Origin of the sequence: Streptomyces sp. NPDC097619, assembly GCF_040302735.1 — a bacterium.
Classification (GTDB): Bacteria; Actinomycetota; Actinomycetes; order Streptomycetales; family Streptomycetaceae; genus Streptomyces.
The window spans coordinates 20,260-32,297 of sequence record NZ_JBEOSD010000022.1 but is presented as its reverse complement, the minus strand read 5'-3'; the positions used below and the strand labels follow the sequence as shown (position 1 = coordinate 32,297).

6 protein-coding genes and 1 pseudogene are annotated in these 12,038 nt (G+C 68.1%); 5 read left to right on the top strand and 2 right to left on the bottom strand.

Annotation, left to right across the window (positions count from 1 at the left end; all coding sequences use genetic code 11):
* Positions 1–450: 450 nt before the first annotated feature.
* Both ABTZ17_RS09075 and ABTZ17_RS09070 read left to right on the top strand, forming a co-directional pair.
* Positions 451–6,912 carry a polymorphic toxin-type HINT domain-containing protein gene (locus ABTZ17_RS09075; RefSeq protein WP_352194877.1) on the top strand — a complete coding sequence of 2,154 codons (6,462 nt, stop codon included), beginning with the start codon at positions 451–453 and terminating at the stop codon, positions 6,910–6,912.
* The gene (locus ABTZ17_RS09070; RefSeq protein WP_352194876.1) at positions 6,884–7,426 is read left to right on the top strand and encodes a DUF4265 domain-containing protein; all 543 of its coding nucleotides are present in this window, start codon (positions 6,884–6,886) and stop codon (positions 7,424–7,426) included. Before ABTZ17_RS09075 ends, ABTZ17_RS09070 begins: the two co-directional genes overlap by 29 nt.
* A 78-nt stretch (positions 7,427–7,504) precedes the next feature.
* Here the strand turns inward: ABTZ17_RS09070 and ABTZ17_RS09065 are convergent.
* Positions 7,505–8,215, bottom strand: a pseudogene (locus ABTZ17_RS09065) (site-specific integrase); the annotation flags it as partial.
* Between the two features lie 225 nt (positions 8,216–8,440).
* Here ABTZ17_RS09065 and panD point away from each other — a divergent pair.
* The 3 genes from panD (at position 8,441) to ABTZ17_RS09050 (ending at position 10,085) form a co-directional block, all read left to right on the top strand.
* Positions 8,441–8,863 (top strand): aspartate 1-decarboxylase, encoded by a 423-nt coding sequence (gene panD, locus ABTZ17_RS09060; RefSeq protein ID WP_352194875.1) that lies wholly within the window; start codon positions 8,441–8,443, stop codon positions 8,861–8,863.
* A gap of 92 nt (positions 8,864–8,955) precedes the next feature.
* Positions 8,956–9,297 carry a GNAT family N-acetyltransferase gene (locus ABTZ17_RS09055; protein WP_352194874.1) on the top strand — a complete coding sequence of 114 codons (342 nt, stop codon included), beginning with the start codon at positions 8,956–8,958 and terminating at the stop codon, positions 9,295–9,297.
* The gene (locus tag ABTZ17_RS09050) at positions 9,294–10,085 is read left to right on the top strand and encodes an aspartate/glutamate racemase family protein (RefSeq protein ID WP_352194873.1); all 792 of its coding nucleotides are present in this window, start codon (positions 9,294–9,296) and stop codon (positions 10,083–10,085) included. The genes ABTZ17_RS09055 and ABTZ17_RS09050 overlap by 4 nt, the downstream gene beginning before the upstream one ends.
* A 471-nt stretch (positions 10,086–10,556) precedes the next feature.
* On the opposite strand, the gene gnd is transcribed toward ABTZ17_RS09050, so the two are convergent.
* The gene (gene gnd, locus ABTZ17_RS09045) at positions 10,557–11,999 is read right to left on the bottom strand and encodes an NADP-dependent phosphogluconate dehydrogenase (RefSeq protein WP_352194872.1); all 1,443 of its coding nucleotides are present in this window, start codon (positions 11,997–11,999) and stop codon (positions 10,557–10,559) included.
* Positions 12,000–12,038 lie beyond the last annotated feature (39 nt).

Sequence of the window (12,038 nt, the reverse complement as noted above, 5' to 3'; positions counted from 1 at the left end):
TGCGGTGCGCGCGGATGAGGGGTTCGAAGGGCGGGCCCCACCACCCACTGTGCCGCATCCCAGCAGCTCACAGCCCATCAAGACGCCAGTAAATGCCGCGAATCCGGCAGCTGTTGGCGCGATCTTTCCGTTTGAAGTCCAAAAAATGGCGACTCTACTTGTCGCGGAGTTGTTAAGTTCCATACTGCACTTTCAGACTATCGCAAGGGGTGGGACGTGAGCCGGTTCGGCGCGCGATCCTGGGCAGTCTCTTTGACTTCCGCAGTGATGATGGGTCTTTTGCCTTCCGCGGCAATAGCGGAGCCTCCACCAAGACCGGGGGTGAGCCTCCCTGAATTGAAGCAACCGCGTGCCGTGCCCGTTGAGGCGGTTGAAGTATCGGGCGTGAAGCGGGGTGGGGTTTCCGTACGCAAGCGGAAGACGTCGTCCGCTTCCTGGCCCGGTGCCGGCGTGAGCACGATCGATCTCGATGGCGTCCGGACGGGCTTGTTCCGACAGGCGAAGCGGCTTCCCGTCGCCGTGAGCCCGGTCCGAAATCCGGCCGGTAAGCCTGGAGAGAAGGCGCCACAGGTTCGGGTCACCGTCGCGACCCGGGAAGTGGCACGGCAGGCAGGCGTGGACGGCGTGCTGTTGTCCGTGGCGCCCGCCGACAGAGCGGCATCCACGGGTCCTGTTCGCGTCAAGGTGAGCTACGCCGGATTCAGGGGCGCCTTCGGTGGCGACTGGGCCGCGCGTCTCAGGCTGGTGGCCATGCCGGCCTGTGCGCTCACCACGCCCAACGTGCCCGGCTGTCGGGTCGGCAGGGCGTTGCCCACCGAGAACGACACGCGCGCCGGCACGCTCACCGCCACGACGGACCTGCCGGCGCCGACCAAGGCGGGTGCCCAAACCCCAGGCCGTCCCGGTGGGGTCGTTCTCGGCGTCACTGGAGAGGACGACGGGCCGACAGGCTCCTTCAAGGCGACGTCCCTCCAGCCGTCCGGCTCGTGGCAGGCGGGAGGGTCCAACGGTTCGTTCGGCTGGTCCTACCCGATCGACGTACCCGCTGTACCCGGTGGTCTGCAGCCCAATGTCGCTCTGAATTACAACTCGCAGAGCGTGGACGGGCGAACCGCGGCCTCCAACAACCAGTCCTCGTGGATCGGTGACGGCTGGGACTGGGAGCCGGGCTACATCGAGCGGCGGTACAAAGGGTGCAACGACGACAAGGCCAATGCGACGAACACCACCAAAGTCGGTGATCTGTGCTGGTTCAACGACAATGCGACCCTCAGTCTCGGTGGCATGACCACGGAACTGGTCCACGACGGGAAGACCTGGCGTCCCGCTACCGACTCGGGTGAGAAGGTCGAGAAGCTGGCCGGCGCCACGAACGGCGACAGCGGAACCGACGGCCTCGATGGCAAGGGCGAACACTGGCGCATCACCACCACCAGTGGAACCCAGTACTACTTCGGCCTGAACCGACTGCCCGGCTGGAGCGATCACGGCGAAGGCGCCAACGATCCGACGACCAATTCCACCTGGACCGTGCCGGTCTTCGGCAACCACGTGGGGGAGCCCTGTTACAACAGCTCCTTCGCAGGCGCCTCCTGCAAGCAGGCATGGCGGTGGCAGCTCGACTACGTGGTCGATCCGTTGGGCAACGCGATGGCCTACTACTGGGACCCGGAGGCCAACAACTACGGTCTGAACGTCTCCGACACCACTGGTAAGTCGACGGCCACGCGCTACGTACGCGGCGGCCAGCTCAAGCGCATCGAGTACGGGCTGCGAGACGGTGCTGCGTACTCGGCCAAGGCGATGGCCAAGGTCGAATTCGGATCGGGCGAGCGCTGCGTGACCGCATGCACCACGTTCGACGAGGCGAACGCGCACAAGTGGCCCGACGTCCCGTTCGACCTATACTGCAAGGACGACGTCGAATGCAAGGGGAAGTATTCGCCGAGCTTCTGGTCGCGTGAACGCCTGGCCTCGATCACCACCAAGGTGCTCACTGCCGGGAACTACCAGGACGTGGACAAGTGGGAGCTGACGCAGAGCTTCCCCCCGGCCGGCGACGGCATCTCGACGCCGATGTGGCTCTCCTCGATCCGGCGGACAGGGCTTGCCGGCGGCACCCTGCCCCTCCCGCCCACCACGTTCGAACCGATCCAGAAGCCGAACCGAATAGACAAGGTCGGCGACGGACTCGCACCGTTCATCCGGCTGCGCATGGCGCAGATCACCACGGAGACGGGCGGGACGATCGGCGTCGACTACCACGACCCCAACTGCACCGCCACCGCGCTGCCGCCCACCGACGACACGAACGGCACCCGCTGCTTCCCGGTCAAGTGGGCCTTCGAGGGCGACAAGGCCAAAATAGACTGGTTCGCCACCTATCCGGTGAAGCAGGTCATCGAAGGGGACAACCTCAAGGACTCCCCGGACACCGTGACGACGTACTCGTACCCGGGCGGGGCGGAGTGGGCCAAGAGCACGGACGAGTTCACCAAGGCGGAGGACCGGACCTACTCGGTGGCACGGGGCTTCGGCCGCGTCCAGACGCGCAAGGGTGCAGGAAGCGATCAGAAGACGCTGACCGAGACGCGGTACTTCCGCGGCATCGAGGGAGCTCAGGTCAAGGACTCGACCGGCGCCGCCCTCACGGACCACCCTCACTTCGCCGGAATGGTGCGCGAATCTGTGGGCTACAACGGGGACGGTGGCGAGCTGGTCGCGGCCACCTCGTACACTCCCTGGCGATCGGCGAAGCCGACGGCCACGCGCCCTCGTGAGGGTCTGCCGAATCTGGACGCCTACCAGACGGGAACGCTCCAGGAGTCCACGCGGAAGCCGGTCACCGGCGGAACCCGCACCACGCAGATCAACCGCAGCTTCGACGAGCACGGCCTCGTGTACGCCGTCACCGACCACGGCGACGTGGACAAGACCGGCGACGAGTCGTGCACCACGACGACCTACGCACGAAACTCCGAACTGTGGCTGTTGAACAAGGTGTCCAAGGCGGAAACGACCACAGGGGCCTGCGGTGACAGCAGGAGCACTCCCGATACGATCGTGGACTCCGTCCGCACCTACTACGACGGAAAGGGCTGGGGGAATGCTCCCACGCGAGGGGTTGTCACCAAGGCCGACGGCATCAACGGCAAGGGCGACGGCTACGAGGTACTGAAGTCCACGCCGAGCAACTGTGGCTCCACCAAGGACGAGTTGTGCGTGGACATGTACGGTCGCACGCTGGCCGTCAGCGACGCCTTCGGCAAGACGACCGGCACCTCCTACGCCCCTGCCTCCGGCGAGGTTCCCACGGCCGCCACGATCACGAACTCCCTTCAGCATAAATCCGTCACACAGCTCGACCCTCGCCGCGGAGTCGCACTGAAGGTCACCGACGCGAACGGTGAGGAATCCAGTACCGCCTACGACGCCCTCGGCCGGGTGACCAAGGGCTGGTTGCCCACACGGCCCGCGGCCTCGAACAAGGACACGCCCAGCTACACGTTCGACTACCTCGTCCGCGACAACGGGCCGGTCGTCATCACGACGAAGTCCCTCACGCACGACGCGAAATACCGGGCGTCGTACACCTTCTACGACGGGTTGATGCGTCCACGGGAGACACAGGAGCGTTCTCCCGACGGTGCAGGGCGTCTCGTCTCCCACACTTCGTACAACACCAGGGGCGAGGCTTGGTTCGCCTCTGGTACGTACTTTGCCACGGGTGCGGCGGAGGCCGTTCTCGTCACCGGCACGGGCACCGCGTACCCGGCTTCCACGGAAACGGAGTTCGACGGAATCGGCCGCCCCACGGCGGTGGTCTCGAAGAAGTTCGGGACGGAGACCAAGCGCACGACGACCACCTACGCGGGTGACACCACCAAGGTCGTCCCACCCCAAGGCGGCACTGCGACCACGACTGTGGTGGATGCCCTTGGTAGGACCACGGAACTCAAGCAGGAGACGAGCGGGGCGAACCCGCCTGTCACCCAGTCCACCTTCTACCGCTACGACGACAAGCGGCGACTTTCAGAGGTCGTCGATCCGTCCGGCGCCAAGTGGATCTACGGGTACGACGTCCGGGGACGTCAGACCAGGGTCACCGACCCCGACACCGGACTCACCACCACTGTGTTCGACAAGGGCGGCCGCCCGGTCGACGTGACCAACGCGCGGGGCATCACCCTGCACACCGACTACGACGACCTGGGCCGCAAGACAGCCCTCAAAAAGGGCGCCGTCACTCTTTCGACCTGGGCGTACGACACCGTCGCGAAAGGTCGGCTTTCCAGCACGACCCGCTACGTCGACGGCAAGCCCGCCTTCACCTGGTCCACCACCGTCTACAACCGGCTTTACCAGCCCGTCGTTTCGAAGATGACCGTCCCGGCCGGCGAGGGCATGCTCGCCGGAACCTACGAGTGGTACAACGACTACAACGACAACACCGGTCAGACCCAATTCGTCGAGCAGCCGGAACTGCCCGGTGGCCTGCCCTTCGAGGTCCTGTCCAACACCTACCAGGGCGAGGCAGGGAACCTCACCGCCGCATCTGCCGGCGACGATCCGCTCATCTCGGGAATCACGTACGACCATTACGGCCGTGCCGTCCGGCAGGAGTACGGGGCACTCGGTCGGCACCTCTGGACCACCAGCGAGTACGACGAGCACACAGGTGGTCTGACCCGGGCCTATGCCGACCGTGAGGTCGCACCGCAGCGGATCGAGGACACCCGGTACGCCTACAACCCGATCGGCGACCTCACGGAGATCGCCACGGCGTACGGGCAGGGCGCTACCCGCATCACCGACACCCAGTGCTTCCTCCGGGACTCCCTGCGTCGCATCACCTCGGCATGGACCAACACAGGTGAGAAGTGCGCAGAGGCTCCCTCGGCGACCATGGTGGGCGGGCCGGATGCCTACTGGACCGGCTACACGTATGACGCTGTCGGCAACCGCAAGACGGAAACGCAGTACAAGACGCCCTCCGGTCCGACTGCGGACACCAAGCGCGTCTACGCGGCCCCGCCGGCCGGCAAGCACCTGCTTCCGAAGGTGACCCAGACCGGGACGGACGCACGGGAAGAGACATTCACCTACGACGCCGCCGGCAATACCGAGACCCGGAAGATCGGTGCTGCGGCCAAGCAGGATCTCGTCTGGGACGACGAGGGCCACCTCAAGTCCGTCACTCAGGGCAGTAAGGTCACCAGCTTCCTGTACGACACGGATGGCGGGCGACTGATCCGCCGAGACTCTTCCGGCAGCACCCTTTACCTCCCAGGTGGCAACGAACTCCACGTCGACAAGGTCGGCCTGGTCACGGGAACCCGCTACTACTCGGTCGGCGGTCAGACCATCGCGATGCGGGGCGGCGGGAAGCTGACGTTCCTGCTGTCCGACCACCACGGCACGGCCACCACCCAGATCACCTCCGACGCCAAGCAGACCGTCACCCACCGCAAGACCGGGATCTTCGGGGCACCCCGTGGTACCCAGCCCGGCAGCTGGGCGGGCGACAAGGGCTTCGTGGGCGGCACGAAGGACGCGGACAGCGGCCTGACCCACCTGGGCGCCCGCGAATACGACCCCACTACCGGCCGCTTCGTCAGCGTCGACCCGATTCTGGACCTGGCGGACCCGCAGCAGTCCCACGGCTACACCTACGGCAACAACAACCCGGTTTCCATGGCAGACCCGGAGGGCCTGGCACCGGACGACTGCATCGGGCGGGTGTGCCGCAAGACCGGTAACGACTGGGAAATCAAAGAAAAGACGAAGGAGGGTTCAGGCGAAAACGACTGGATCTCGTACAACGATCCGGTCAATCAGACCGAGCGATACATCACCGATCACGCCAGGAAGTATTTGGGGACCGGAAAGGCATACCGGGACTGGCGTAAGTACTTCCAGAGCCAGATCAAGCCGACCCCGTGGCGTCCGGGCGTCATCATCGCCGATGACCTCATGGCGGCGGCTGCGAATTCCTGCACCGGCCCGAATGCCTTCGAGTGCCCTGATGGGATGCGAGACGCACTCTCGGCAATCGACAAACTCCGTGTGTACCAGTACGCGACAATGGGGGACGACCGGGCTTTCGTATCCATCCGGGGAACCGGGCGGGCAGATGCAGCGAAGGCGTGGAAGGCCCCGTGCGCCCAGTGTTTCCTTGCGGGCACGAAGGTGCTCATGGCCGATGGTCGACGTCAGGCCATCGAAGACATCAGGCCGGGAGACCAGGTCCTGGCCACTGACCCCCTCACTGGAGAATCCGGGCCACGAGAGGTAACCGACCTCATCGTCACGGAGGACGACAAGCGCTTCAACGAGCTCACCCTTGCGACACCGACCGGGCCGGAAAGGCTCACGGCAACGCACGAGCATCCGTTCTGGTCGCCCTCGGAGCGTCGATGGGTCGAGGCCGAGGACTTGACCCCGGGCACGACGGTCCGCAGCGAGTCGGGCTCGAACATCCGCGTCACGGCCAACCGTCCCTTCACGAAGACTGCTCGCACCTACAACCTGTCTGTCGCGGACCTGCACACGTACTATGTGCTGGCGGGGGCCACGCCGGTCCTGGTCCACAACTGCAATAGAGCCGGTTTGGATTTCACCGATGCTGAGCGGCAGAAGGTTTACGACGCCAACGCCGCGAAGAATGGTGGCGAGTACAGGTGCGATTACTGTGGGCAGAAGGTGGAGCGGCGGGGATCGCGAGATGCCAATGGGAACCCTGTCCCGGGAAGGCCTGACGATGCCCAGATCGATCACATAGAGCCGAGGGCCGGTGGCGGTCATGGTGGCGCGCATAATGGTGCCGTTGCCTGCCGTCGATGCAACAGGGATAAGTCCACGAAGACCATGGAAGAGTGGGACGATGAGCTCAGAGACTTCCTCGGCCCCTAACGGCGCTGAGTCGGTGCCGGCAGGTAAGCCCGAGAGGCTGTACAAGGTGGCCTTCGACCTCCCTGACGAGATTGCCGATTGGGCCAACGCCTCTTCGGAGCGGCTCTGGACTGGGAAGACCTCCGTACAGATGGAAGTCCAGGTTCGGAACACTCCCTTCTATGTTAAGGGAATCGCCTTTGGTGACATTGTGCGAGTCAGAGCTGATCACGAGCGTAGAGAGCTCGTGTTCGAGGAGTTCGTATCGGAGGCCGGGCATTCGACGGTCCGAATCATCATCAAAGAGGACGATGCGAGGAGCGTAGTTGACGACATGCTCCGCAGCTTTAAAGTCTCCTGGGAGATTGATGCGTCGGGGTTCTTGTGGGCAATCGATGTGCCGCCGCACGTTGATTATTCATCCATGAGGGCTGCTCTCCTTCGTGTTGCCGGTGAAGGGAAAATCGGCATCGAAGAAGGTGCTCTTGCGAGGGCTCGACGCGATGAGCTCGGATTGTCAGAGTCCGATCGTTAGTCGGGTTCGCGAGAAGCCCCGCCGGATTTCATTCCGGCGGGGCTTCTGGGGTGTTTGACGGCAACGCTGACGGCAACGTCAGCGCACGACGGCTGCGACGGGTGGGTCGTCAGGGTCGTCGTCCTGGGCAGCGAAGGCGTTGCCGAGGGTGTCGATGGCTAGGCGTTGCAGGCGGAGTCGGACGTGGGCGTAAACGCCGGCGGTGACGCCGATGTGAGCGTGGCCCAACAACTCCTTGATGACGACGAGGTCGACGCCTTGTTCCAGGAGCAGGGTGGCGGTCGAGTGTCGGAGGTCGTGGAAGCGGATGCGTCGGAGTCCGGCCCGGTTGAGGAAGGTGCGGAAGCGGCGGGTGAGGTTGGCGGGGTCGAGGGGCCGGCCCATCGGCGTGGTGAAGACGAGGCTGCTGTCCTGCCAGGCTGACGATGCGGTCTCGCGCTCCTTGTCCTGTCGTTCCTGGTGCTTCTTGAGGGAGTGGAGGCATTCGGTGGGGAGGGCGATTCGGCGCTCGGACGCTCGGGTCTTGGTGGGCAGATGCGTGAGACCTCCGGTGCGAGTGCGCTGGAGCGAGCGCCGGATGCTGGCTGTTCCGGTGGTGAGGTCGAGGTCTTCCCAGCGGAGGCCAAGGAGTTCGCCCTTGCGGAGGCCAGTGCGGAGGGCGAGTTCATACAGCGCGTGGAGCCGGTCGGCGCGGGCCGCGTCGAGGAACCGGCGAGCCTCTGCCGCAGTGAGCGGACGGAAGCGTCTGGGCTGGTGCGTGGTGGTCTTGACGTTGCGGGCGACGTTGCGCCCGGGTGACGCGGCCCCACTGCCCCTCAGAGGGAGGGTGGGGATCAGGGCAGAGCCCAAGGGGCTCGGGGTCAATGGGGCTGTGTCGCAAAAATCGGCATTCAGCTGGCGTCGGTCCTCCGAAGCCTTGGGGGATCCACCCTGCTCGCCGCTCGTTGTAGGGTGGGGAACCGCACTTGACCTGCAATAACGCGGGCAGGGAGCAGAGTTTCGGGAGTGTTTCGCATGCTTCGTACCATGTTCAAGTCCAAGATCCACCGGGCCACCGTGACCCAGGCCGATCTGCACTACGTCGGGTCCGTGACCGTCGACGCCGAGCTGATGGAGGCGGCCGACCTGCTGCCCGGGGAGCTCGTGCACATCGTGGACATCACCAACGGGGCCCGGCTGGAGACCTACGTCATCGAGGGCGAGCGGGGCTCGGGGGTCATCGGGATCAACGGGGCCGCCGCCCACCTGGTGCACCCCGGGGACCTCGTCATCCTCATCAGCTACGCCCAGGTCGAGGACGCCGAGGCGCGGAGCCTGCGGCCGAGCGTCGTGCACGTGGACGCGGACAACCGGATCGTGGAACTGGGCACGGACGCCTCCGCTCCCGTGCCCGGGACCGAGCAGGAACGCAGCCCGCACGCCGTCGCCGCCCTCTGAGGCGGCCGGGCGCGGGCGACGGCGGCAGCGCCGGAAGCGCGACGATCGCGCGGAACGGCGGAAGCGTGGGAAGCACGGGAACGGAGACGGGAATGGCCGTGGAGATCAGGGACGACCGGGCCGCGGGGCGGCTGGAGGCGTACGAGGACGGTGCCGTCGTCGGGCACGTCGTGTACTTCGTGCTCGCGGGGGAGGTGCCGGCGCTGGTGCCCGTGCACACCGTGGTCCACGAGGGGCACGAGGGCCGCGGCATCGCCGGGGACCTGGTGCGGACGGTGTATCGGAACGCCGAGCGGGAGGGGGTGCCCGTGGTGCCCCTGTGCCCGTACGCGGCGGCCTGGGCGGAGCGGCACCCCGAGGAGGCGCCCGTCCCCGCGGAGGAGCTGGTGACGGCGGCGAAGGAGCAGCTGGCCGCCACGCCGGGGCTCTGGTGACCCCAGGGGCCGCGCCGGCCCCCCTGGCCCTGCTGCACACCTCGCCCGTGCACGTGCCGGTCTTCGACGCCCTGCGGGACCGGCACCGGGCGGGGCTCCCCCTGACCCATGTGGTCGATCCCGCCCTGCTCGCCGCCGCGCGGGCGGGGGCGGGGGCGGAGGAACTGGCCCGGTCGGTGGCCGCGGCCCTGGGTCCCGCCCTGGCGGCCGGGACCGGGGCCGTGTTGTGCACCTGCTCCACCATCGGTGCTGTCGCGGAGGGCCTGGCCGCCGAGCTGGGGGTGCCCGTACTGCGGGTGGACCGCCCCATGGCGGAGCGCGCGGTGGCCGCCGGGCGGCGGATCGCGGTGCTCGTGGCGCTGGAGGACACCGTGGCGCCCACGCTGGGCCTGATCCGCGAGGTCGCGGAGCGCGGCGGGGTCGAGGTCGAACCGCGGGTGCGGGTGGTGCCGGGGGCCTGGGAGCGGTTCGAGTCCGGGGACACCGAGGGGTACCTGGCGGCGGTCGCGGACGAGGCGGTGGCCGCCGGTCCGGTCGACGCGGTGGTGCTGGCACAGGCCTCCATGGCGGCGGCCACCGCGAGAATGACCGCCAGGGGCATGACCACCGGGGGAGTGACCGCCGGATCCGCTCCCGTGCCCGTGCCCGTCCTGTCCGTGCCGGTGCTGTGCAGCCCGGAGTCGGGCTTCCTGGCCGCGGTGGAGCTGCTGAAGGCCCCCCGCCGCCGGAGGGGGCGAGATCCGGCCTCGCCGGCGGGGGAGGCGCGGAGTCGGGGCGGAGCCCCATGAGCCGGACGTGAGGGACCTCCGCTCCCGAGGTGAGGGACCTCCGCTCCCGGCCCGGCCGGTCGCGGCAGTCCCGAAACCCTGCCCACGCCCTGGCCGGATCCCGCCCCCGCACCCCGCCCCCGGCTGCGACCCGCAGCCCCCCGGGGCAGAGTGGGGGACATGGGAGACATGGGACAGATCGCCGAGAGCACCGAGATGACCCGACCGCCGGACCCCGAGCCGCCGGTGCCGTCGCCGCCGCCCGTGCCCGGACCACCGCCCGAGCCTGGGCCCGGCCCGGTGCCGCAGCCGGTGCCCGAGCCCTCGCCGGTCCCGGCTCCGCCCGCGCCGCCGCCGGTGCCGCCGCCGGGTCCGCTCCAGACCTGAGGTCCGGGGTCACGGCCCCGCGGCCGGGGACGCGGCACGGCCCGGCCCCCTTCCGGCGCGCAGGCTGCGCCGGGGCGGGGACCGGGCCGTGGTCCTGGGGCGAGGTCAGTCCGTGCGGACCTCGGAACGGTCGCCGCTCCAGAGGGTGTGGAAGGACCCCTCGCGGTCGGTGCGGCGGTAGGTGTGGGCGCCGAAGTAGTCGCGCTGGCCCTGGGTCAGGGCCGCCGGCAGGCGCGGGGAGCGCAGCGCGTCGTAGTAGGCCAGCGAGGCGCCGAAGGCCGGTACCGGGATGCCCTGGGCGGTGGCGGTGGCCAGCACGGTCCGCCAGTCCTGCTGGGCGGCGCCGATCTCCGTGGCGAAGCCCTCGTCGGCCAGCAGGCCCTCCAGGTCCGGGCGGGCGTCGTAGGCGGCCCGGATCCGGTCCAGGAAGGCGGCCCGGATGATGCAGCCGCCGCGCCACAGCGAGGCCACCGCGCCCAGGTCGATGTTCCAGCCGTACTCCTCGCTGCCCGCGTGGATCTGGTGGAAGCCCTGGGTGTAGGAGACGATCTTCGAGGCGTACAGGGCCTGCTCCACCTGAGCGGCGAAGGCGTCCGCGGCCTCGCCCGAGAGCGGCTGCGGGGTCGGGCCGGCCAGGCCCGTGGAGGCGGCGCGCAGCTCGGCGTGGCCGGAGACGGCGCGGGCGAACACGGCCTCGGCGATGCCGGAGACCGGGATGCCGAGGTCGAGGGCGATCTGCACGGTCCAGCGGCCGGTGCCCTTCTGCTCGGCGGCGTCCGCGATGACGTCCACGAGCGGGCGGCCGGTGGCCGCGTCCGTGTGGGCCAGGACCTCCGCCGTGATCTCGATCAGGTACGAGTCCAGGCGGCCCTGGTTCCAGGTGCGGAAGGTCTCGGCGATCTTGGCGGGGGAGTAGCCCGCGACCTCGCGGAGCAGGTGGTACGCCTCGGCGATGAGCTGCATGTCGGCGTACTCGATGCCGTTGTGCACCATCTTGACGAAGTGGCCGGCGCCGTCCGGACCCACGTGCGAGGTGCAGGGGGTGCCGTCGGCGGCCTTGGCCGCGATCTTCTCCAGCAGTGGGCCGAGGGAGGCGTAGGACTCCGCGGAGCCGCCGGGCATGATGCTCGGGCCGAGCAGTGCGCCCTCTTCGCCGCCGGAGATGCCCACGCCCACGAAGTGGATGCCCTGCTCGCGCAGCTCGCGCTCGCGGCGGCGGGTGTCGTCGAAGTGGGCGTTGCCGCCGTCGATGATGACGTCGCCGGGCTCCAGCAACGGCGCGAACTCGCGGATCACGGCATCGGTGGGCTCACCCGCCTTCACCATGATCACCAGGCGACGGGGGCGCTCCAGGGCCTCGACGAACTGCTTCGCCGAGTCCGCCGGGACGAACGAGCCCTCGTGGCCGAACTCGTCCACCAGGGCGTGGGTCTTGGCCGCCGTCCGGTTGTGCACCGCGACGGTGAAGCCGTTGCGGGCGAAGTTCCGGGCGAGGTTGCTGCCCATCACCGCGAGTCCGGTGACGCCGATCTGAGCTGTGCCGGTCATGCGTGTGCTCCTGCGTGCGCTCGATGTGCCGTGAGGACC

Excerpts from the sequence above, each read along its gene's own strand:
- ABTZ17_RS09070 (WP_352194876.1), top strand. The coding sequence starts at position 6,884 with ATGAGCTCAGAGACTTCCTCGGCCCCTAACGGCGCTGAGTCGGTGCCG.
- panD (WP_352194875.1), top strand. The coding sequence starts at position 8,441 with ATGCTTCGTACCATGTTCAAGTCCAAGATCCACCGGGCCACCGTGACC.
- ABTZ17_RS09055 (WP_352194874.1), top strand. The coding sequence starts at position 8,956 with ATGGCCGTGGAGATCAGGGACGACCGGGCCGCGGGGCGGCTGGAGGCG.
- gnd (WP_352194872.1), bottom strand. The coding sequence starts at position 11,999 with ATGACCGGCACAGCTCAGATCGGCGTCACCGGACTCGCGGTGATGGGC.